The 22711-nt window shown below is 69.6% G+C and carries 19 protein-coding genes; 12 read left to right on the top strand and 7 right to left on the bottom strand.

The features are described from left to right. Nucleotides 1-32: 32 nt before the first annotated feature. The 7 genes from GF068_RS25555 to GF068_RS25525 all read left to right on the top strand — a co-directional run bounded on the left by GF068_RS25555 (nt 33) and on the right by GF068_RS25525 (nt 8408). Nucleotides 33-722 carry an NUDIX hydrolase gene (locus GF068_RS25555; RefSeq protein ID WP_153822068.1) on the top strand — a complete coding sequence of 230 codons (690 nt, stop codon included), beginning with the start codon at nt 33-35 and terminating at the stop codon, nt 720-722. Nucleotides 723-738: 16 nt separating this feature from the next. Then, nucleotides 739-1563: a protein phosphatase 2C domain-containing protein gene (locus GF068_RS25550; protein WP_153822067.1), complete on the top strand. Its 825-nt coding sequence runs from the start codon at nt 739-741 to the stop codon at nt 1561-1563. A gap of 15 nt (nt 1564-1578) precedes the next feature. Further along, nucleotides 1579-3522: a hypothetical protein gene (locus tag GF068_RS25545; protein WP_153822066.1), complete on the top strand. Its 1944-nt coding sequence runs from the start codon at nt 1579-1581 to the stop codon at nt 3520-3522. Between the two features lie 26 nt (nt 3523-3548). Further along, a complete protein-coding gene (locus GF068_RS25540; protein WP_153822065.1) occupies nt 3549-4595 on the top strand; it encodes a cysteine hydrolase family protein in 1047 nt (348 codons plus the stop codon). 11 nt (nt 4596-4606) lie between these two features. Then, nucleotides 4607-5392 (top strand): hypothetical protein, encoded by a 786-nt coding sequence (locus GF068_RS25535; RefSeq protein WP_153822064.1) that lies wholly within the window; start codon nt 4607-4609, stop codon nt 5390-5392. A gap of 66 nt (nt 5393-5458) precedes the next feature. Then, nucleotides 5459-5827: a VOC family protein gene (locus GF068_RS25530; protein ID WP_206079549.1), complete on the top strand. Its 369-nt coding sequence runs from the start codon at nt 5459-5461 to the stop codon at nt 5825-5827. A 199-nt stretch (nt 5828-6026) separates the two neighbouring features. Next, entirely contained in the window at nt 6027-8408 is a 2382-nt protein-coding gene (locus tag GF068_RS25525) for a pyridoxal-dependent decarboxylase (protein WP_153822062.1), read from the top strand. Nucleotides 8409-8425: 17 nt separating this feature from the next. On the opposite strand, the gene GF068_RS25520 is transcribed toward GF068_RS25525, so the two are convergent. Both GF068_RS25520 and GF068_RS25515 read right to left on the bottom strand, forming a co-directional pair. Beyond that, nucleotides 8426-9211, bottom strand: coding sequence for an ABC transporter permease (locus tag GF068_RS25520; RefSeq protein WP_153822061.1), 786 nt, complete (start codon nt 9209-9211; stop codon nt 8426-8428). Further along, a complete protein-coding gene (locus GF068_RS25515; protein WP_153822060.1) occupies nt 9208-10212 on the bottom strand; it encodes an ABC transporter ATP-binding protein in 1005 nt (334 codons plus the stop codon). The genes GF068_RS25520 and GF068_RS25515 overlap by 4 nt, the downstream gene beginning before the upstream one ends. Before the next feature lie 56 nt (nt 10213-10268). On the opposite strand from GF068_RS25515, the gene GF068_RS25510 reads away from it, so the two are divergent. Further along, nucleotides 10269-12674 (top strand): protein kinase domain-containing protein, encoded by a 2406-nt coding sequence (locus GF068_RS25510; protein ID WP_153822059.1) that lies wholly within the window; start codon nt 10269-10271, stop codon nt 12672-12674. On the opposite strand, the gene GF068_RS25505 is transcribed toward GF068_RS25510, so the two are convergent. Next, nucleotides 12635-13777: an FIST signal transduction protein gene (locus tag GF068_RS25505; protein WP_153822058.1), complete on the bottom strand. Its 1143-nt coding sequence runs from the start codon at nt 13775-13777 to the stop codon at nt 12635-12637. The two genes, GF068_RS25510 and GF068_RS25505, sit on opposite strands and share 40 nt — an antisense overlap. Before the next feature lie 93 nt (nt 13778-13870). On the opposite strand from GF068_RS25505, the gene GF068_RS25500 reads away from it, so the two are divergent. Then, a complete protein-coding gene (locus GF068_RS25500) occupies nt 13871-14689 on the top strand; it encodes a PP2C family protein-serine/threonine phosphatase (protein WP_153822057.1) in 819 nt (272 codons plus the stop codon). Between the two features lie 106 nt (nt 14690-14795). Continuing rightward, nucleotides 14796-15797: a D-alanine--D-alanine ligase family protein gene (locus tag GF068_RS25495; RefSeq protein WP_153822056.1), complete on the top strand. Its 1002-nt coding sequence runs from the start codon at nt 14796-14798 to the stop codon at nt 15795-15797. 243 nt (nt 15798-16040) lie between these two features. On the opposite strand, the gene GF068_RS25490 is transcribed toward GF068_RS25495, so the two are convergent. Next, nucleotides 16041-16787, bottom strand: a complete 747-nt coding sequence (locus GF068_RS25490) for a sterol desaturase family protein (protein WP_153822055.1) — start codon at nt 16785-16787, stop codon at nt 16041-16043. 144 nt (nt 16788-16931) lie between these two features. Between GF068_RS25490 and GF068_RS25485 the strand changes: the two genes are divergently transcribed. Together GF068_RS25485 and GF068_RS25480 are read left to right on the top strand one after the other, a co-directional pair. Continuing rightward, entirely contained in the window at nt 16932-18317 is a 1386-nt protein-coding gene (locus GF068_RS25485) for a DUF4912 domain-containing protein (RefSeq protein ID WP_170319670.1), read from the top strand. Between the two features lie 59 nt (nt 18318-18376). Beyond that, a complete protein-coding gene (locus GF068_RS25480; RefSeq protein ID WP_153822053.1) occupies nt 18377-19333 on the top strand; it encodes a hypothetical protein in 957 nt (318 codons plus the stop codon). Here the strand turns inward: GF068_RS25480 and GF068_RS25475 are convergent, their stop codons facing one another. From GF068_RS25475 to GF068_RS25465, 3 genes are read right to left on the bottom strand one after another with little or no spacing between them, the layout of a single operon-like run. Then, complete coding sequence (locus GF068_RS25475; protein WP_153822052.1) at nt 19334-20257, bottom strand: hypothetical protein; 924 nt, start codon at nt 20255-20257, stop codon at nt 19334-19336. Between the two features lie 49 nt (nt 20258-20306). Continuing rightward, the gene (locus GF068_RS25470; RefSeq protein WP_338046564.1) at nt 20307-21707 is read right to left on the bottom strand and encodes a protein-disulfide reductase DsbD family protein; all 1401 of its coding nucleotides are present in this window, start codon (nt 21705-21707) and stop codon (nt 20307-20309) included. Between the two features lie 58 nt (nt 21708-21765). Further along, nucleotides 21766-22626: a tetratricopeptide repeat protein gene (locus tag GF068_RS25465; protein WP_240807384.1), complete on the bottom strand. Its 861-nt coding sequence runs from the start codon at nt 22624-22626 to the stop codon at nt 21766-21768. Nucleotides 22627-22711: the final 85 nt, after the last annotated feature.

Raw genomic sequence — 22711 nt, 5'->3', positions numbered from 1 at the left:
AAGCTTCGTGTACATCCAACACGGACCCGATCATGAGCGTGACCTACCACTACCCGCGCCCGGCGCTCGCCGTGGATTGTGTCGTTTTTGGCCTCGACGAGGAGGATCTCAAGGTCCTGCTCATCCGGCGCGGCATCGAGCCGTTCGCGGGCCGCTGGGCCTTGCCCGGCGGGTTCGTGCGCCTCGACGAGACGCTCGACGAGGCCGCGCGGCGCGAGCTCCGCGAGGAGGCTGGTATCGAGAAGGTGTACCTCGAGCAGCTATATACGTTCGGAGCGATCGATCGAGATCCCCGCGAGCGCGTCGTATCGGTCGCTTATTACGCGCTGGTGAAGCTCTCCGAGCACGCGGTCCGCGCCGCCACCGACGCGCGCGAGGCCGCCTGGTTCGCCATCGACGATTTGCCGAAGCTCGCCTTCGATCACGAGGCCGTCCTCGACAAGGCGATCACGCGCCTCCGCGGCAAGGTCCGGTATGCGCCCCTCGGGTTCGAGCTCTTGCCCAAGAAGTTCACGCTCACGCAGCTCCAGCGCGTGTACGAGAAGGTCCTCGATCAGGAGCTCGACAAGCGGAACTTCCGAAAAAAAGTGCTCTCGACCGGGCTCCTGATCGAGCTCGACGAGGTCGAGCAGGACGTCGCGCACAGGGCGGCGCGGCTCTATACGTTCGACGAGAAGGCGTATCGGAAGCTCGAAAAAGAGGGCTTCTTGTTCGAGGTTTGACGCGAGGGAGGGAGCCATGCGCGAGGACGGGCGATTCGAGGTGGCCGCCGGCAGCGTGACGGGGCGCTCGCACGTCCTCGCCGGCAGACCCAATCAGGACGCATTTGCATTTCGCGCGGACGAGGGCGGGCTCGTCGGCGTCGTTTGTGACGGGTGCGGGAGCGGGGCGCATAACGAGATCGGCGCGGCCATGGGGGCGCGGATCGTCGCTTCCGAGGTCCTGCTCGAGATCACGGCCGGCGCCGCGATCGACGAGGAGGCGACGTTCGAGCGCGTGCGGGAGCGCTCGCTCCTCGCGCTCGCCTCGGCCGCGCAGGCCATGGGCGTCGCCCACGCGCGCGGGATCGCCGAGTTTTTCCTGTTCACCGTGCTCGGCGTGGCGATCTCGGCCGAGCGGGCCGTGGTGTTCGGCATCGGGGACGGGGTCTTCGCGGTGGGGGACGAGATCACGCGCCTCGGCCCCTTTCCCGGCAATGCGCCGCCCTACCTCGGGTATGGGCTCGCGGGGGAGGGGCCGCGGTTCTCGATTCACCGCGTCATTCCCGCGGCGTCCTTCACGTCGGCGCTCATCGGCACCGACGGGGCTGCCGATTACAGCGCGCTCGAAGGCGCGGCGATCCCCGGGGCGCGCGGGGAGCGGGTCCCGCCGCTGCGGAGCTTCTGGTCGGAGGATCGATTTTTTCGGAACGTGGACGCGGTGCGGCGGTCGCTCGCGCTCGTCAATCGTGACGTGACGCGGCCGCTCTGGGACGAGCGGCGGGTGCACAAGGAGCCGGGGCTTCTCGAGGACGATACGACGGTGCTCGTCGTGCGTCCGAGACAGGCGAGCGTCGCCATTTAGCAAGGGGACGGGCGAATGAAGTGGCCGTTCGGGCTCGCCGGGAGGCGAGAGCGGGAGACGTGTGCCATGGATGTGTACATCGACGACAAACGCATTCGCGTGAGCCCGCAGGCCTCGATTGGCAAGGGCGGCGAGGCGGACGTCTTCGACCTCGGCGGGGGCATCGCGCTGAAGCTCTGGAAGGGGCCCGATCATCCGGACGTCGCCGGGGCCTCGGTCGAGGCGCGCGCGGCGGCGGACAGGCTCGCGCTCGTGCAGGAGAAGATGCCGCTCTTCCCGGCGGGTTTGCCCGAGCGGGTCGCCGCGCCGATCGCGCTCGCAAAAGACCGCAAGGGGCGCACGATCCTCGGGTATACGATGCGCCTCGTCGCGGGCGCCGAGCCGCTCATGTGCCTCGGCGAGCCCGCGCGGCGCAGGGCGCTCGGGGGCGAGGCGGCGGCGCGGCTGCTCCGTGACCTCCGCGCGACGGTCGCGGCCGTTCATCGGGCGGGCGCGGTGATCGGCGATTTCAACGACCTGAACGTGCTCGCGCGGGGCGGCGAGGCGCACCTCGTGGACGCGGACAGCTTCCAGTTCGGCTCTTTTCCGTGCCCCGTTTATACCGAGCGGTTCGTCGATCCGCTCCTCTGCGACGCGAGCGCGCCGCGGCCCGCGCCGGTGCGGCCCTTCTCGGCCGAATCGGACTGGTATGCGTTCGCCGTGATGGTGATGGGCACGTTGCTCTGCGTGGGGCCCTATGGCGGGGTGTATCGGCCGCGGGATCCGGCAAAACGTGTCCCCGAAGCGGCGCGGCCGCTCCGGCGAATCACGGTCTTCGACCCGGAGGTGCGGTATCCCAAGCCGGCGATCCCGTACGGCGTTTTACCGGACGACCTGCTGCACGCGCTCTCCGCGATCTTCGAGCGCGACGCGCGGGCGCCGATCTCGCACGTGTTGCTGGAGAACTTGCGCTTTACGAGGTGCGTGTCGTGCGGCGCCGAACACGCGCGGGTGCGGTGTCCTGCCTGCGATCACGGCGTGGCGCGCGAGGTGATCGTCGTGCGGGGCCACGTGAAGGCGACGCGGAGGTTCGAGACGTCGGGCACGCTTCTCGCGACCTCGCTCGTCGGGGACCTGCCGGCGTACGTGGTGCACGAGGAGGGCGTTTACAAGCGGGAGGACGGGGCCGTGATCGCGCGGGGGCCGCTCGACGGGGCATTGCGGCTCTGGGTGCAGGGGAAAACCACGTTCATCGCGCGGCGCGGCCGGGTCGTGGCCCTCGGGGGCGGGGCCTCGGAGGAGGCCCTCACGGTCGACGTCTGTGGCAATGAGCCCGCGTTCGTGGTGAATGAACGATATCGCTGGTTCGTCCACGGAGGGCGCCTCTACCGGCGCGCCGCGCGTCATGCCGGAACGCCCCTCGTGGGCCTCGCGGAGGGCGCGGCGGAGCTCTGGGGGGACGTCCTCGCGGGGCAGACGCGTATCTGGGCCGGCGAGCGGCTCGGCTTCGGGTTTTACCGGGCGGGGGCGGTCTCGGTCGCGTTCACCTGGGACGCCGAGCGCCGCGGGATCCGTGATTCGCTGAAATTGCCCTGGCCGAGCGGGCAGATCGTGGCCGCGGACGCGGTCATCGATGACGACAGGGTATGGTTCTTCATGACGTACGTGCGCGCCGGTCGCGCGATGAACCGGTGCGTGGTGGTGGCCGGGAGCGGCGCATGGCTCGGCGTGGCCGAGGCCGAGGCGGGCGACGGAACGTGGCTCGGATCGATCGCGGGCAAGAAGGCGATCGGGGGCGCGTTGCTCGCGGCCACGGACGGCGGCCTCGTGCGCGTCGAGCTCGGCCCGGGCGGGCCGGCGGAGGCGCGCAGCTTCCCGGACACCGAGCCCTTCGTGCAGGAAGGCGCGCGGATCCTCGCCAGCCACGCGGGGCTCTGGGTCGTGGGGACACGTGAGATCACGAAGCTCGTCATGGGTTGACGAGACAAACGAAGAGGAGACACCTCATGAGACACACCGATCTTCCGCTGCCGGTCTTTTACGATCACAAGAGCGCCGAGCGCTGGGGCCATCACCCCAAGGAGGAGCTGCTCTTCACGGCCGCCGAGGACTGGCGCAGGTCGCTCGACATCAAGCCGGCGGGCGCCGACAGGACGAACGTGCACCTCTTGCTCATCGACGTGCAGAAGGATTTCTGCCACCCCGAGGGCGCGCTCTTCGTGGCCGGCAGGAGCGGGACGGGGGCCGTCGACGACAGCCGCCGCATCGCGGAGTTCATTTACCGGAACCTCGACGTGCTCACGGCGATCACGACGACGATGGATACGCATTTCTCGCACCAGATCTTCTTCCCGTCGTTCTGGGTGGACCGGGAGGGCAAACCCCTCTCGGCGCACCGCGTGATCACCACGCGCGACGTCGACGCGGGCGAGGCGCGGCCGAACCCGGCCGTGGCGAAATGGCTCTGCGGCGGGAACTACCCGTGGCTCGTGAAGCAGGTGCGGCATTATTGCGAGGAGCTCGAGAAGGCCGGGAAGTACACGCTCTACCTGTGGCCGCCGCATTGCTTGCTCGGGAGCGACGGGCACGCGCTCGTGGGGGCGATCCACGAGGCGCGGCTCTTCCACGCGTACGTGCGCGGGGCGCAGTCGTGGGTGGAGGTGAAGGGCGGCAACCCGCTGACCGAGAACTATTCGGTGCTCTCGCCGGAGGTGCTCACGCGCTTCGACGGGCAGCCGCTCGGGCAGAAGAACACGCTCTTTCTGAAGACGCTGCTCGCGGCGGACGCGGTGATCATCGCGGGGCAGGCGGCGAGCCATTGCGTGAAGAGCTCGATCGACGACATCCTCGGCGAGATCGCCTCGGTGGACGCCGCGCTCGCGAGGAAGATCTACCTGCTCACCGATTGCATGTCGGCCGTGACGGTGCCGGACGGCAAGGGCGGGTTCATGGCGGATTTCACGCCCGAGGCCGACAAGGCGCTCGCCAAGTTCGCGGCGGCGGGGATGAACCTGGTGAAGAGCACGGACGAGATCGGGCGCTGGTTGAAATAGAGGAGGTCATCATGAAAAAAGGAAGCGACATCCAGAAGTTGTTCGAGGCGGCGGAGGAGGAAGGGACGCTCTCGCCGGAGGCGCTCGCGGCGCTCGCGGCGATCGACATCGGCGCGCAGATCCAGGCCGGGCTCGGCGTGGGTGTGGACGACGTGCAGGCCTCCGAGGTCGTGCTCGTGACGATCATGCCGGACGACTCGGGGTCGATCCGTTTCTCCGGGAACGCGGACGCCGTGCGGGAGGGGCACAACGCGGTGGTGGAGGCGCTCGCTTCGTCGAAGCAGAAGGACTCGATCCTGGCGCATACGCGGTACCTGAATGGATTCGTGCTTTATCCGTACCGGCCCGTCGCGGAGGCCGAGCGGATGAATACGAAGAACTACGATCCCCTGCTGGGGACGCCGCTCTACGATCAGACGGTGGTGCTCCTCGGGACGGTGATCGCAAAAACGCAGGAGTTCGCGCAGAGCGGGGTGCCCGTGCGGAGCGTGACGTTGATCCTCACGGATGGGGCGGATGAGGGTTCTTGCAAGAGCAAGGCGAGCGACGTGCGCGCGCTCGTGCGGGACATGCTGGCGAGCGAGCAACACATCGTGGCGGCCATGGGGATCGACGACGGGCGTACGCCGTTCCGGGACGTGTTTCGCGCGATGGGGATCGAGGACCGGTGGATCCTGACGCCGCGGAGCGACGCCGGGGAGATCCGGCGCGCATTCCGGATGTTCTCGCAATCGGCGATGCGCGCGAGCCAGCACGCGGGGTTCTCGCGGGCGGCGGCGGGAGGGTTCCTCGGGTAGGTGGGGGCTTGTCAAGAGGGGCCGAGCCGTGCTGGGATGCGCCGCGCGCGAGGGAAAGGACAAACCATGCACGGCACATTCGTTTGGAACGAGCTGACGACGACGGACGTGGAGGCCGCGAAGGCGTTTTACGCGGAGACGCTCGGCTGGACGTTCGAGGAGTTCCCCATCCCCGAGGGGCGTTACTGGGTCGCGAAGTCGGGAGATCGGATGGTGGCGGGGCTCGGCGGGATGGAGGTCGGCGCCATTCCGGACGCCAAGGACTCGTACTGGTTCTCGTTCGTCGGGGTGGACGACGTGGACGCGTGTGTCGCGAAGGCCGTGGCCCGGGGCGCCACCATCGTGCGGCAGCCGGTGGACATGCCAAACGTCGGGCGCGTCGCGATCGTCCGTGATCCGACGGGCGCGGCGATGGGCTGGATGAAAGGGCTCTAGTCCATTACGCGTTCATTGATTCACGTGACGACGCTGCTGCGGCGTCCTGTCCTCACCTGATGACGAGAGCCCTCACCCGCGGCGCTTCGCAATGAGCCCGGACGCCGAGCGTTGACCGCGAGAGCGATCCTCCTGTATAGGATCTCCGCCCCGCGCCGCTGGATGCATTCGAGAGCGGGGCAGGAAAGGTTCTGGAGAGATGAGCGGCGAGAAGTCCCGTCCTGGCAAGCCGAACGGTAAGTATTTCGGGTTCGGCGAGAGACCCTTCCTCAAGGGTGCAGGGACCAGGTCACCGGAGGCGTGGTTCCTGGGCACCAAAGCCGAAAACGCGGACGAGCTCGAGAAGCTCATCGTGGAGGCCATCCGAGACCATTCCTTCTGGAGGCGGAACTTCCATCCCCAGGACCCCACGCACATCACCGAGCAGGCCAAGCGGCACCCTTCCTACCTCCACGCGATGGACTCGTTGAAGGACAACCTGCGGTCGCTCATGTCGTTCCTCAAGAAATCGGTGCCCTTCTTCAGCGGCCGCTATCAGGGGCACATGAACTGGGATACGTCGCTTCCCAGCATCCTGGGTTATTTCGCGGCGATGCTCTACAACCCCAACAACGTCGCGTTCGAGGGGTCGACATCGACGACGATCCTGGAAATGATCGTGGGCGACGACCTGTGCCGGATGCTCGGCTACACCGTCCCGGAGGACGACGACGTCGCGAAGGGGATCGTGAGGCCCTGGGGACACATCACCAGCGGCGGGACCGTGGCCAATATCGAGGCCATCTGGTCGGCGAGGAACCTGAAGTTTTATCCGCTCTCGCTCCGCGAGGCATTGAAGGCCGAGCCCTCCCTGTCGACGGCGCGCGACATCGAGGTGAACACGTGCGACGGCAGGCGCGCGCCCATCGCCACGCTCGACGCGTGGTCGCTCCTGAACCTCAAGGTGGACGACGTCCTCGCGCTGCCCGCGCGCCTCACGGAGGAGTACGGCATCTCGAGCGATACGATCACCAAGGCCATGTCGGGTCACTCGCTCCAGCACCTGGGGATGCAGGAGCTCTGCAGGCGTTGCGGGGCCGACGTGCCCGCGTCGCCGGTGCTCTTCGTCCCCGCCACGAAGCACTACTCGTTTCCGAAGGCTGCGGCGGTGCTGGGCATCGGCTCGGCCCATGTCATCGATGTCCCCGTCGATTGCGACGCGCGGATGAGCCTGGCCGCGCTGGAGAAGATGCTGCGGGATTGCCTCGAGGAGCGGCGGCCCGTGTACACGGTGGTGGCCGTCATCGGCAGCACGGAGGAGAGCGCAGTGGATCCGCTCAAGGGGGTCCTCGAGCTGCGCAACAAGCTCCAGAAGGAGGGCCTGTCGTTCACGGTCCACGCGGACGCCGCGTGGGGGGGATATTTCGCCTCGATTCTTCGGCCCGACGAGGGGCCGCGCCCGAGAGACGAGCGCGCCGGTCCGGCGCCCGAGATCGGGATGAGTGGCTACGTCACCTCGCAGTTCTCGGCGCTCGGCCGGGCGGACTCCATCACCGTGGATCCGCATAAATCGGGTTACATCCCTTATCCGGCCGGGGCGCTCTGCTACCGCAATTCGGCCATGCGCGACATGGTGACGTTCAAGGCGCCCTACATCGTCCACGGTGAGGCCGAGCCTAACGTGGGTATTTACGGGCTGGAGGGCTCCAAGCCGGGCGCGGCGGTGGCGGCGGTGTACCTGAGCCACAAGGTCATTCGACCTACCCGGAGCGGATACGGGCAGATCCATCGGAGGGCGCTGTTCAATTGCAAGAGGTTCTACGCGAGGCTCCTCAGTATGGCGGTCCCGGAGGATAGGTTCGTCATCGTCCCGGTCCCGCGGCTGCCCGCCGAGGTCACGGGCGGCGAGGTGGAGGCCGAGCTGCGATTCATCCGTGAGCGGATCGATGGACGCAGCGTCGACGAGCTCCTGTCCGACCCGGAGGCGATGGCGCTCCTGCCCGAGATCGGGCCCGATCAGAACATCCTGACCTACGCCGTGAACTTCAAGCACCCGGACGGGTCGCTGAACACGAACCTCGACCTGGCCAATCGATTGAACAAGGCGATCTACGATCGCCTGAGCCTCGATCCCGGTGACGACATCTACGGCTATCGAATGATCGTGAGCACGACGGACCTCAGCGAGGAGCACTACGGGAGAGTCTTCATCGACGATTACAAGCGACGCCTCGGGGTCTCCTCGTCCTCCGGCACCACGGTGACGGTGCTCAGGTCCACGACGATGGAGCCGTGGATCCTGGAGACGCCCGAGGGGTCGATGCTCGACGTGCTGGAGAACGAGCTGCGGGACGCGATCTTCAAATCGATGATGCGCGACTCGATGTTCCAGATCTTCGAAGAGATCGACACCAATCGGGACGGGGTCCTCGACGTGGCCGAGGTGATGGCCAAGTTCCGGGAGAAAGGTTATGCGGACGTCGAGATAGACGAGTTCTTGCGCCTGTGCGACATCGACAGAAGCGGAACCGTGACCATGGACGAGTTCCTGGGGGCATTCTCGCAGTTCGTGGCCAAGGGGGCGCTCACCGTCGGCAGGTGACGCGGCTGCCCCTGCCGTCAGCCCCCGAACGCCCCGAACCGCCGCACGCCCGCACGAAAAACCAGGATCGAGGCGACCGCGGCGGACGCCGCGTACGCCCATTGCACGGCGAGGCCCCGGAGCGCGGTCTCCAGATCCACGAGCCCAATCACGACCTCCACGGGAAAACCGAGGGTGTAGCGGAAGGGCAATGCCTCGGCCACGCCGCGCACCCAGCCGGGGAAGAGCTCGAGCGGGACGACGTACCCGGAGAGCAACATGAACGTGATGAGCCAGAGCTCGAACACGCTCGTGGAGCTCTCCAGGAAAAACGCGAGCGAGCCGATGATGGCCATCGTGAAGAAATTGATGAGCCACGCGCCGAGGAGAGAGGCGAAAAAGATCACGAGCAAGGGGCCGCTCCGCGTGAGGTCGGCATACACGACGGCCACGACCACGACCGGCAGGCATAACGCGGCGCGGAGCGGCAGGGCCGCGAGGTTCTCGGCGCTGTACATCCAGAGCGGGTGGATCGGCTTCAGGAGGCGCTGCGAGAGCGTGCCCTGGCGGATCTCCTGGTTCATCTCCCAGACGAGCCACGAGCCCGTGACCTGACGGACGACGAGCGCGGCCAGGAAATACCCCACGAACTCGCCCGGACCATAACGACCCACCGGCGCCTCGCTCGCGACGGCCGTCCAGATCGAGAGGCTGACGAGCGGCATCGTGGTCGTCAGCATCCAGATGACGAGCTCGGCGCGATACGCGAGCGCCGCCGAGAAGCCCACCCGCAGGAGCGTGGGATAGGCCCCGAGCACGCTCATTTGGTGGCCCCGGCCGGCTCCTCCGCGGGCCGCGCGAAGAGATCACGCATGACCTCCTCGAGCGGCGGATCCTCGATCGTGAGGTCACTCGGGTCCGCGCTCGCGACGAGGTGGCTCACCGCGTCGCGCACCTCCGATTGGGGCACGCGCAAGACGGCCCGCGTCCCCTCGAGCTCGACGACCCCCCCGACCCGCTCGAGGGCCGCGCGATCCGGCGGCGTGGCGAAGACGAGCACGATACGTTTGTCGGGGCGGATCGTCCTCACCAGCGTGGCGAGGTCGCCGTCGTAGCGGAGCTTGCCCTTGTCGATGACGATCACGCGCGGGCAGAGGCTGGCGACGTCGTCCATGTAATGGGACGTGAGCAGCACCGTGGCGCCGCGCTTCTCGTTGTATTTGCGGATGAAATCACGCACGACGAGCTGCATGGAGACGTCGAGGCCGATCGTGGGCTCGTCGAGGAAGAGGATGCCGGGCCGGTGCAGGAGCGCCGCCGCGAGCTCGCATTTCATGCGCTCGCCGAGCGAGAGCTGGCGCGTCGGCTTCTTCGCGAGGGCGCCGATGTCGAGCAGGGACTCGAGCTCACGCAGGGTCTCGGCGTAGGCCGCGTCGGGGACGCCGTAAATGGCGCGGTTCAGGTCGAACGTCTCGGCGGGCGGCAGGTCCCAGAGGAGCTGCTGCTTCTGGCCCATGACGAGCGTGATCGCCCGCAAGAAGCCGGGATCACGCTCCCGCGGCGCGTGGCCCGAGACCGTCACCTCGCCGCTCGTCGGGTGCAGCAGGCCGGCGAGGATCTTCAAGGTCGTCGTCTTGCCGGCGCCGTTCGGGCCGAGGAAACCGACGCGCTCGCCGGGCTCGATCGTGAACGAGAGCTCCTCGACCGCGCGCACTTCCTTGTACGTGCGGCGGAAGACGCTGCGCAGCGCGGCCGCGAGCCCGGCCGGGCGCTCGTGGACCCGGTAGACCTTCGTGAGTGCGCGGACCACGACGGCGGCGTTCATGGGCGGCGGAGGGTAGCACCCCGAGGCAGATGGGTTAGCCTCGGTAGCGGCCGTACATGACCGACTACAAGGCGAACCCTCCGTTCTCCGGCCCCCTCAGCGAGGCGCCGACGGGCCTGGTCCTTCCGAGCGCGCCGGGTGATCGCATCGCGGGCCGATACACGTTGCTCGGCCTGCTCGGGGTCGGCGGCATGGGCAGCGTCTACCGCGCCCGCGACGAGGAGCTCGAGGAGGTCGTCGCCCTCAAGGTGCTGCGGCAGGACCTCGTGAACGAGCCCGGGATGCTCGAGCGATTCCGCCGCGAAGTGAAGCTCGCTCGCCGCGTCACCCACAAGAACGTGGCCCGCGTCTTCGACATCGGCGAGCACGGCGCCGACAAGTTCCTGACCATGGAATACGTCGAGGGCGAGCCGCTCCACGCGCTCGTCGCGCGGCAAGGCGCGATGTCGGTGGCGCGGGTCGTCGAGATCGCGACGTCGATCTGCGCCGGGCTCGCCGCCGCGCACGCCGCGGGCGTCATCCACCGCGATCTGAAGCCCGAGAACGTGCTCATGGCGAGGGACGGCCGCGTGGTGATCACCGATTTCGGCATCGCGCGGATGCACGAGGGCGACGGCGCGCGGACGCAGGCCGGCGCGGTGATCGGGACACCGGCGTACATGGCGCCCGAGCAGGTGCAGGGGCTCGAGGGCATCGACGCGCGCGCCGACATCTACGCGCTCGGCGCGATGCTGTACGAGCTCTTCACGGGCGAAAAGGCCTGGCGAGGGGACTCGATCGTGAGCATCGCCGCCGCGCGCCTCCTGCAACCGCCGCCGGATCCGCGGGTGAAGCGGCCCGATCTGCCGACGGCGTGTGGGACGATCGTCCTCAAGTGTTTGGCGCGGGATCGCGACGAGCGGTATCGCGCGGCCGACGAGGTCGCCGAGGAGCTCGCGAGCTTGACCTTGCCGGCCATGAACAAGCTGCCCGTGAACACGCTCGTGGCGAACACGGGGGCGCCGAGCGCGGGCACGCCGACGCCCGCCGCGCAGACGTCGCCGGGCGAGAAGACGGTCGCGGTGCTGCCGTTCCGCAACGGCGGGCCGCCGGACGACGCGTACCTCGCGGAGGGGCTCACCGACGATCTGATCGACACGCTCTCGATGACGCGTGGCCTGAAGGTCCGGCCGCGCGGCGTGGTGATGCGCTTCAAGGGTGTCGATCAAGATCCACGCGAGATCGGGCGCGAGCTCGGCGTGCAGGTCGTCGTCGAGGGCAACGTGCGCAGGACACCCGCGGCCATGCGCATCAGCGCGCGCGTGCTCAGCGTGGCCGATGGATTCCAGCTCTGGGCGAAGCGCTTCGACCGGCCGGAGAAGGACCTCTTCGTCGTGAACGACGAGGTGGCGAAGGCGATCGCCGACGCGCTCACGGTCGACATGGCGCAGCCCGCGCGTGAGTCGCCGACGGATCCCGTGGCCGTCGAGCTCTACCTCAAGGCGCGCGTCGAGTACCGGAAGTTCTGGGTGCAACACGTGCGCGAGGCGGTGAAGCTGCTCGAGCAGGCGCTCGAGCGCGCGCCGCAGGACCCGACGATCCTCTCCGGGTACGCGAGCGCCCTCGCGCGGATGTCGTTCTTCAGCGGGGAGAACGCGGCGCTCGCGAAGCAGGCCGCCGACCGCGCGCTCGCCGTGGCGCCGCACCTCGCGGAGGCCCACCTCGCCATGGCGCACAGCCTCTTCCAGATCGGCGAGGTGGTCGAGTCGGTGCGGAGCGCGCGCCAGGCCATCACGCGCGCGCCCGCGCTCGCCGAGGCGTACGGGCTGCTCGGCATGATCCTCTCGGAGTCGGGGCCGCTCGACGAGGCGCGGCGCCTCCTCGAGACGGCGCTCTCGCTCGACCCCGCCGCGCCCTCCGTGGCCCGGAACCTCGCGCGTGTGCTCGTGCTGCGCGGCGACTGGGACGGCATGTTGAAGCTGCTCGACTCGGTGCGGACGCTCGAAGGCGAGTTCGCCTATTTCGCCGGCCTGACGCGGTACGCGATGTGGTTCCGCGACGAGAAGGTCACGCAGGTCGTCGTCGAGCGGCTCCGGGACATCAAGACCGAGTCGCCGATCCAGATGGCCATCCGCGACGCGTTGCTCGAGAAGATCTCGCCCTTCGACTCGCCGGTCTTCCAGGAGGCGATGGCGAGCCGCGAGGGCGGATGGAGGCGGAACGCGTACTTCCGGCAGGTCGAGATCGAGCTCGCCGCGTACGTGGGCGACCACGCGCGCGCCCTGAGCTCGCTCTTGCCCTGCGCGCAGGTCGGGCTGATCGATCTGCTCTGGATGGATCGTTGCCCGCTGCTCGAGACCTACCGCGCGACGCCCGAGTTCCAGAGGGCCCGCGGGATCGTGGACGAGCGGGTGGCGCGGCTGCTCGAAGCGTACCGCGAGGGTCAACTCGGCGAGCGGAAGAGCGCGAGCACGCCCGCGTAGAGCTCCAGCCGCGACGGCTTGCCTTCACGCGGGCTGATCTCGAAGGCCGCGTGCATGCCCGCGATCGGGAGGTCGCCGAAGCGCTGGCGCAGGACACGCGCCTCGGCGTCGGGCGCGCCGTGCAGGCCGGCGCCGCGGCCCGCGCAGCTCAGGTAGAGCGCGAAACGTGGCGCCGCGCCGAGCGCGTTTTTCATGACCACGCGCGCCATCGTCTCGAGCTCGCTGCGCGCCGTCTGCGCGTCCCGCACGGCGAAGCCCATACGCATCCCGGGCCGCGCGCCTTCGCCGATCATCACCGCGCGCCGCGCCGGATCGATCCCTCGCACGGGCCGGATCACGAAGCGCGGGCGCCCGTCCTCGCCGACATCGTCCGGCTCGGCGAGCGCGGCGAACACGAGCGGCGAGGGCGCGCCCGGAGTGTTCGCCGAGGGCGCGCAACGCGACAGCTCGTCGAGCGCGGCGCGCCCGCCGAGCCGCAGCACCAGGCCCGCGCTGACCTCCTCGATCGGGTGGAGCTCCGACACGAGCCGGCACGCCGACGAGGCCGCGACGATCGGCGCCGCGAGCCCCTTGATCGCCATGCCCACGGCGCGCCCCGTGCGCTCCTCGCCCTCGGCCGTGACCACCATCCCCGAGGCGCCCACCGTGCCGCCGCCGAAGACACGCGCCGACGGCGCCGCGTCCGCGATCCCGTCGAGCAGGGAGACGTCGAAGCCCTCGGTCGTGTGGAAGACGAGCGCCGAGCCGGGGCGCGCGCCGAGGGCTCGTCCGATCGACGCGCCGAGGGCGCGCGGCGGTTCTTCTGCGTCGCCGAGCGCGAACGGCGTCGCCTGTCCGCCGCTCCACAGGATGCCGCTCACGGCCGCGACCCCTTCGAGCTCGGAGCGCTCGGAGAGCACGCCGGCGCCGGGGACGATCACGGTCGGTACGCCTTTCCATGCGGCCGCGACGCGGGGAGCGAGCGCGCGGAGTTGCGCCACGAGAGGGCCGGTGACGAAGACGAGCCCACCGGCGGGGGAGGTGACCGCGCCGCGGATCTCCCGCAGCACACGGCTGAGCCCATCGGGCGACGACACGCTCGTGCAGAAGCTCCGCGCTGTCATGTTGTTTGGCGAGGGAGTCTACCCGAGCGGACGGCCCTCTCGACAGGGGGGCCCTGGGCGGATTATCGTCGGAAAGAGTACGAGCTCTCCACGATGGGCACACCGCACGACCGGGCCGATGCATTGCGTCAGAACGAGGCGCCGACGCTCCGAGGGCGGTGGCCGGTGCGGTCCGCCGCGCGGACGGACGTCGGCAAGCATCGGAAGAGCAACGAGGACGCCTTTTTCCACGACGACGAGCTCGGGCTCTACATCGTCGCGGACGGGATGGGCGGGCACGCGGCGGGGGAGGTCGCGAGCCATCAGGCGGTGGACACGATCCACGGGATGGTGAAGCAGGGCCTCGGGACGCTTGGCCCGATCGACGGGGAGCTCGACGAGGCGCAGGCGCGGGCGGCGTGCCGGATCATGGAGGGGGCGATCCAGGCGGCGACGTACCTGATCTACGCGATGGCCGAGCTCGAGCGGGACAAGCTCGGCATGGGCACGACGATCAGCGCGGCGCTCTTGCTTGGCCGATCCCTCGTGACGGGGCAGGTGGGTGATAGCCGCATCTACCAGATCCGCGACGGGGCCGCGGTGCAGCTCACCGAGGATCACACGTTGCTCGCGTGGCAGATCAAGCAGGGTCTCTTGACGCCCGCGGAGGCGGCGAAGGCGACGCACAAGAACGTGATCACGCGCGCCGTGGGCAACCGGGACTACGTGGAGGTGGACACGGCGGTGATCCCGGTGCGCCTCGGGGACCGGTACCTGCTCTGCTCGGACGGGCTGCATGGATACTTGAACACCGAGGAGATCCCGGCGATCGCGGAGACGGGTGGCCTCGACGCGGTGACGCGGTTCCTCGACCTCGCGAACGGGAGAGGCGGCAAGGACAACATCACCGCCGTGCTCGTGGAACTTGTCTGATTTCGAAGTCGTCCGTTTTGTTGACCCTTCTCTCCATCATCTGATACCCGCCGACATCGAAGGCACGTGACGCGGTCCGAGCGTTCACGAGGCGGAGGTTGATTCGATGAAGAGGCGATCGATGCGGAGGCGGGTCGGCGTGATCATGGGCGGGTCGTCGTCGGAGCTTTCCGCCGGGCACGCTGTCGCGGAGGCGCTGTCGGCGCGGGGCCACGAGGTGGTGCGCGTGTCGCTCGGCGAGAGTTACGGCCCCGACCTCGCGTCCGTGGTGCAAAAAGCCCGGATCGACGTGGCCTTCCTGGCCCTCTCGGGCCGCCTGGGCGAGGACGGCTGCGTGCAGGGGATGCTCGAGCTGCTCCGCATCCCGTACACGGGCTCGTCGGTGCTCGCGAGCGCGCTGGCGATGGACAAGCTGAAGGCGAAGGAGATGTTCCGCCTGCACAACGTGCCGACGCCGCCGTACTACACGGTGGCGGTCGACGCGGACCTCTCGGACCTCGAGGGCCAACACGGCTCGTTCGGGTACCCGGCGATCGTGAAGCCGCGCGGGGAGGGTTCGAGCCAGGGCGTGTCGCGGGTGACGAACCTGGCGGAGCTGCGGGCCGCGCTGGAGCAGGCGTTCGAGTACGACGACATCGCGCTCGTGGAGCGGTTCGTGACGGGCGTGGAGATCAACGTGGCCATCCTCGACGGGCAGGTGCTCGGTTCGGTGGAGGTGGCGACGCCGAAGGCGATGCTGGAGGGCCCGAACGCGGAGCTCGTGAAGGTGGTGCTGTCGCCGCAGCGCGAGCGTGGCGTGCAGAACCTGGCGGAGCGCGCGGCGCGGGCGCTCGGCTGCACGGGCGCGGTGCGGGTGGACCTGCTCGTGACGGCGGGCGAAAACGAGTACGTGCTCGAGGTGAACACGCTGCCGGCGCTCGCGCCGGACGGCCTGCTCGCGCGCGCGGCGGCGGCGAAGGGTTACGACTTCGGCGCGCTCTGCGAGGCGGTGCTCGACAGCGCGAAGCTGAACCAGCCGGCGCGGCGCAAGCCCCCGGTGGACGCGATCGCGACGGCGGGCTTCCGTCAGGCGACGGCGCCGGTCGCGATGATGAAGTCGGTCGGCTGATCCCCGCCTCTCTCCCCCGAAAATCGTCCCTCTTCCCCCTCGCCCCGCGGCGAGGGACGCGGCTCATCGTGACGCGAGGGTGTCGTCCTCGCGGCCGAGGCCCCTGGTCACCGTGACGCGTGGCCGTCGCCGCGTGCCGAGGGGCGCGCGTCACCTTTACGCGAGGGTGTCGCCCCGCGGCGAGGGACGCGCGTCATCCTGACGCGTGGGTGTCGTCCTCGTGGTCGACGTGCCTGGTCAGCGTTACGCGTGGGTGTCGCCTCGCGTCGAGGGCCGCGCGTCATCGTCGCGCGCGACCCTCGCCTCGCGCCGACCCCCTCGGTCATCGATTTTCGGCCTCCCCAGCGTCCCGAAGAGCCAGTCGCAGAGCGGGAACGTGATGTTGAAGTTCTCGTGCGCCATGCGGCCGAGGTCGTGGTGGAGCGTGTGCCGCTTGCGCAGGGCGCGGACGAGGGGGCTCCGCGTGACACGTGAGCCCTCCGGCAGGTGGTAGGCGAAGTGCAACCACTCGTAGGTCAGGAAGTACGACATCGCGGTGGCCACGAAGAGCCAGCCCGTGTTCGGCGTCGCGACGGCGAAGAGCAAGAGCGCGACCGGTAAGGCCACGCCGCCGAGGACGACGAGCAACATCACGGGGGGGAAGAGGACGATCGAGAAGTCGGCCGCCGTGTCGCAGGCCATCGCCTCGTGCGTGAAGTAACGATGGTGGCGCAAGGTGTGGCGCTCGTAGAGGATCGCGAGGAGCTTCTTGCGGCGGTGCATCGGGCCGCGGTGCACGAGGTACTCGACGAGGTTCGCGAAGAGGAAGGTCGCCGGCACGACGAGCGCTTCGAGGAGACGGACACGCTCGACGCGAGAGAGGGCGAAGGTGACGGCGGCGAGCGAGGCGAGGCTCGTGAACACGAAATGCGCCCAGCCGGACGCGCGCGTGCCCGGCCTTCGTTCCGCGCGGTCCTGGCCGCGGAAGGCGAGCACGTGGGGTGGGGGCATGCGGAAAGTCTAAAACGCAGACGCGGAGTTTCGCTCTGTTTCCGGAGGCTTTCGCAGGCGGATGCTCCGGACGAACGGGCGCGGAGACGACGGCCCGCCTCGGACGCTCTCGTCGCGCCGTCGTTCGTGCTAGGTTCGCGCGAAATGGAGCGGCACGAGCTCGAGGGTTTGACGCGGGAGGAGCTGATCGCGCTGGCAGAAGAGCTCGGCGTGGCTCGCCCGCGCTCGCTCACGGTGCCGGAGCTCGTGGACGAGATCGTGACGCGCACGGCGCGGAGCGAGCGAGACCGCGCGCGATCCCGCGGATGGATGGGGCGAGCGAGGGACCTGCTCGCCGGGGTGATCGAGCGAGGTCTGCACCTGCCCGACGTGGTGAGCTCGGTGCGAAGCACGCCCGCGCCGGCCAAAGGCTGGCCGACGGCGCCGCCGCCCCTCGCGACGGTGACACTCGCGGAGATCTACGCAGCGCAGGGCTTCGTGGACAAAGCGATCGGGGTGCTCGACGAGGTGCTCGCGCGGGAGCCCGAGCACACGGAAGCACGCGTGCTGCGGCAACGGCTGACCACCGGAGAGGTACACGAGGACGCCGTGACCACGCCGATCGAGGCGGAGGCGGAGGCGCAAACGCAGGCGGAGGCGGAGGCGCAAACGCAGGCGGAGGCGGAGGCGCAAACGCAGGCGGAGGCGGAGGCGATCGAGGAGGCGGAGGCGGAGCCGGTCGCGCCGGTCGCGATCGCGAAGGCGCTCGTGGAGGCGGAAGCGGAGGCGATCGCGGAGGCCGCAGCGGAAGCGGAGCTCGAGGCCTGGTCGGCGCCCGAGGCGGATGCGATCGACGAGCTGCCGCTGCCCGAGCGGTACGACGTCGACGAGGTCGTGGCCATCGCCGTCGATCCCGCGACGATCTACCTCTACTGGGAGGTGCGCCCCGTGAGCCTCGCGCGCGCGCGGGCCCGGCACGCGGGCGGCGCGCTCGTGGTGCGCATGGTCCAGGTCACCCCGAGCTGGGATGGTCCGATCCTCGAGCAGCGCGATCTGCACATCGACGCGCTCTTCGGCGACGCCTACCTGCGCAACCTGCGGCCGGGATCAAACGTACGCGTGAGCATCGGCTGGCTCGCGCACGGCGCCTTCGAACCCTTCGCCATCGGCGCCGAGGTCATGACGTCGCGGAGCGAGCCCACCACGTCGGTCTCGCTCCGCGTCGCGCGATGGTCACCCGAGCGAAGCACGTCGGGGCCGGTCGGAGCTGCGGGCGAAGAGCCCACGCGCGCCCACGTCGCTGGGCCCGCGCCCGCCGAGATCGAAGCGATGCTCGGGCCGATCCTCGCGGGCCCCTCGGCCGGCGCGCCGACGACGGGCGGGGCCGGGCGGTTCGAGGCGATCGGCGAGCGTGTCCCCACGCTCGATTTCGGAGACCGCGGCGCGCCCGCAGGCGCCACGAGGCCAGGCGCGCAAGCACGCGGCGGATCGAGCGAGTGGCCTCGCGGCGGCGCGAGCGAGCAGGTTCGTCCCGGGACACGCGAGCGGTAGATCGAGAAGAAATCGTCGGGTCGTACGCAACTCGTCGCGGCGCGCGTCGATGTACGCGCATGACCCATCGAGCTCGCTCCGAAGTACGGTTTTCGTCTCCGCTCGCCCTCGCCGCCGCGCTCGTCGCGCTCTTGCGAGCGGCGCCGGTTCACGCGGCGTCGACGTTGCCCGACGACGACTGGTCGTTCCAGGCCGCCGCGGATCTCGACGACGCGATGGCCCACGAGCTCTGGAGCGACGGCGCCTCGGGAGGATCGCTCTGGGTGTCGTTGCAGGCGTCGTTCGTGCGTCGCGACGAGGGGCGGAACGATCTCGGCGTGATGGTGCTCGTGGGTGTCCCGATCGAGCGGATCTCCGAGTCCGCAGACGCGCGCCGGGCACGCGCGCGCCTCGCCAAGGTCGCGGCCGATCCGGCGCCGAGCCCGGAAGTCCCCCAGGCGCCCACGCCGCCGCCGGAGGTGCCGCGTGTGGCGCCCGCGCTCTTGATCTCGCCGGCCGTCGCGCGCGCCGTCGTGTCGGCGGCGATCGAGCATGCGCGCCTCGAAGAACACGTCGCGCGGATCGACCGCGTGGCTTCGCGGGCACGCGCGTCGGCCCTGTTGCCCGAGCTTCGGCTGCGCGTGACGCGCCTGCTCGACGAGGCGCGCGCGCTCGCGCCGACGGAGTACGACCCGGAGCGCGTCACGGCCTCCGGCGGATCGAGCCTGTGGCTGGAAGCGCGCGCGACGTTCAAGCTCGATCGGCTGGTGTTCGCGGATGAAGAGGTCGCGCTCGAGCGGCTGCGCGAGGAGCGCGCCGCGGCGAGGCACAAGCTCGAGGCGCGCGTGCTCGACGCGCTCTTCGCCTGGCAACGCGCGCGCGTGGTGCGAGACGATCCGGCGGAGGATCCCGAGGCGCGAGCGCGCGCAGAGCTCGCGGTGATGGAGGCGGAGGCGACGCTCGATGTGCTGACGGGGGGGTTCTGGTCGCGGTGGAAGACGTCGCGGCTCGGCGAGGATGCCGCGACGGCGCGGTGATCAGAGGATGTCGGACGAGAGCTTCACCCACCGCTCGGCCGTGCCGACGTCGCCGTCCTTGTCCTTGACGCTGGCCTTCACGAGCAGCGTCTTGCCGAGCAGCGCCTCGACGTCGGTCGCGCCGTCGATCTGGAAGCGCAGGCCGTAGAGCTTGCAGTAGCCGCCCTCGGCGGGGTCGAACGTGAAGATCACGGTGAACGGGTTGATGTCGAGGTCGAGCTCGTCGACGTGGCCCGTCAGCGTCGTGATGCTCCCGGACTGGCGCAGATTCTTCATGCGCAGGGCGACCCAGATGTGATGGCCGCCCTGCGGGCCGGCCTCGATCTGCGCGAGGTCGTAGTCACTCGTGGGCAGATAATCGGCCTGGCCCTTGCCGATGAAGAGGGCAGGGGGGCCGTCGTTCGGCTTGCAGATGTCCGTCTTCCCCTTGGACCAGCCCGTGTTGTAGTCCTCGAGGTTCGCGGGACTCACGTACACCGCGCCGCAGACGCCGCCGGTGCACGTCTGCGGCGCCTCGCACTTCGGCGCCGAGGAGCCCGCGCACGCAGCGGCGAGGTCGACACGCAAGAGGAGCGTGCGGCCCGCGCGGATCGTGCTGCCGGCCGAGCGGACGACGAGCGGGCTGTTCGTGCTGCCGAAGGCCTCGATCTCGACGTCGACGTCGTCGCCGTCCGCGAGATCCGAGAAGCCGATCTCGAGCGGCATCTCGAAGGGCGACGCGCCGTCGGAGAAGAGCTCGTCGTCGCTGACGACGGCGCCGTTGACCTTGCGGATCACGTGCAGGCGCAGGACGTCGACGCCGACGCGTAGATCACTCGTGACGCCGACGACGAGGCCGCCCCGCAGCGGCTCACCGCCGCCGGAGCAGGCTGGGACGAGGAGGAGGAGCGTGAGGAGGGAGAGAAGGCGGATGACGATACCCATGTCGGACCTCGCGATGCGGCAACGATGCGAGGGGGTATGGGCGCGCCGTTTACTCGATGCCTTCGATGGCCGCGAGGAACTTGTCGGCAGGCACGAACTCGGTGAACCGCTTCCGCTCCTTGCCGGTCGAGTCGAAGATGACCACCGTCGGAAGCCCAACCACCCCGTACTTCTTCTTCACCTGCTCCACCTGCGGATCCTCGTCGTCGGTCGCGTCGAACTTGACCGCGACGAAGTTGCCCGTCTTTTCCATGACGCGTGGATCGGAGAAGGTGTGCTTCGTGAACTCTTTGCAAGCGCCGCACCAGTCGGCCGTGAAGTCGACCATGAGGGGTCGCTTCTCGCGTTGCGCCTTCTCCGTCGCGTCCTTCTCCGAGTGCTCCCACATGAGGAGCTTCTTCGCGGGCTGACCCGGCGCCGCGTTCGCGTCCGCCACGATGTGCGGCATCTCGGGCGGCAGCTCGACGCTGACCCAGAGGACGAAGCCACCCGCGGTCGCCGCGACGATGCCGAGCGCCTTGCGGATCTTCACGCCTACGCCGCCGTCGCTCCAGTCGAGGTGGATCGCGCCGAGCAGGATGCCGAACAGGATCGCCGCGCCACCCGCGACCATGAACACCGTGTCATGCCGTGCCACCTTGGTCATCGCCGGGATGGCGTAACGCAGGAAGTAGAGGGCGCAGACGAGCAGGACGGTGCCGAAGAACGACTTCACGGCGACCATCCACTTGCCGCCCTTCGGCAAGCCGACCGCGAACGCGCCGACGAGGAAGAAGGGCAAGCCGAGGCCGAGCGCGTAGCAGAAGCCCACGAGCGCGCCGAGCACCACGCTCTGCGTCTTGCCGATCCAGAGGAGCACGCCCGTGAGCACGGGGCCGGTGCAAGGCGCGGCGATGAGGCTGCTCACGAGGCCGAGCGCGAAGGCGCCGCCGTAGCCGACGCCGCCGACGCTGGAGAGGCGCTGCATCAAGCCCTCGGGCAGCGTGAGCTCGAAGGCGCCGAACATGGACGCGGCCATCGCGCCCATCACGAGCGCGATCCCGACGTTGACCCACCACTTCTGCAGCGCCGCGCCGAAGAGGCCTCCCGTGAGCGCAGCGCCGACGAGCAGCGTGGTGAAGAGGACCGCGATGCCCATGACGAACGAGAGCGAGAGCAGCACGGCCTGCTTGCGGCTCGACGCCTGCTTGGCCCCGAAGACGCTGACCGTGATCGCGATCATCGGGTAAACGCAGGGCGTGAGGCAGGTCAAGAGCCCGCCGACGAACGCGCCGACCGCGCCGCCGACGAGGCCGTAGTCCTCACGCAGGCGCGTGAAGAGATCGCGGCTGTCCTCCGCTGCGAAGGCCGCGGAGGGCGAGAGGAGGAGCACCCCGATCGCGAGCGCGGCGAGGGCGAGCGGCGCGAGCGAACGAGGCGCGGGTGTCATGGGATCACGTCGGGGTCGCACGGGGCGTATGTTACCAAAGGGTCGAGCGTTCGGCCCGATCCACGAATGCCCCGGGCAATCAATCCGCAGGGAGGCGCGCGAGGGCCTGCCGAGCCGCCTCCACCTCGCCGCGGAGCGCGATGGCGGCGGCCCTGCGGCCCGAGGTGGTGCGGTCGACGAAGGCCTCGAGCCAGCGGCGGGCGTCGACCGGCCGGCCGGCGTGGAGGGCGAGCAGGCCGAGCACGAAGCGGCCGTAACCGCCGCCCGCGGGCGCGACGAGTAACCTGTCGATGAGCTCGCCGATGCCGTCGACCTCCTGGCCGAGCGCGATCCGCGCGAGCGCGAGGTGCCCATGGTAGAGCGGCTTGTCGGTCGTGCCCCAGCGCGCGGCGCGGGACATCGCGGCGATCGCCTCGGCGTAGCGGTGGTGCAGGTAAAAGAGGCTGCCGAGGGTCCAGTAATGGAACGCCTTGCGGCTCGCGGGGCCGATACGCGCGGCGAGCCGCAGATGCGCGGCCGCGCCCTCGACGTCCCCGAGCGCCTGCTTCGCGCGCGCGGCGTCCTGGTGCGCGACGTCGGGCAACACGTCGAGCGTGAGCGCCTGCTCGGCGATCGCGGCGGCCTGCACGAAGCGGCACTCCTCGTAGTAAGCGAGGTAGAGCTGACGGAGCAGCATGGCCTGCGTCGTGCGGTCGAGCGGGGCGCGGGTGGCGAGGCCTCGGCGGGCCCAGAGCGCGCGGGAGCGCGGCGTCGGCGCCTCGAGCGCGCGGCGGAGCATGTCCTCGGCGAGCACCGATTTCGGCCGCGCGGGCCGCTTCTTCGGCGTGACCTTGGCGCGCTCGCGGCGCGGCGAGGCCTTCTTGGCGCCGGCCGTCTGGCCCGCTCCTTTGCCCGCTGCCGCGGGTGCGAAGGAGGCTGGGTTGTCCTTCGCTTTGCTCACGGATCGAGCTTAGCAAGGCCAAACCGAGCGTCCAGAATTCGACGGGCCCCTCTGCGTCCGGTCGTGCTTCCTCGCGCGGCCGGCG

The sequence above is a fragment of the Polyangium spumosum genome (assembly GCF_009649845.1).
Taxonomy (GTDB): domain Bacteria; phylum Myxococcota_A; class Polyangia; order Polyangiales; family Polyangiaceae; genus Polyangium; species Polyangium spumosum.
The sequence above is the reverse complement of the archived record's forward strand: the minus strand, read 5'-3'. Positions and strand labels throughout refer to the sequence as shown.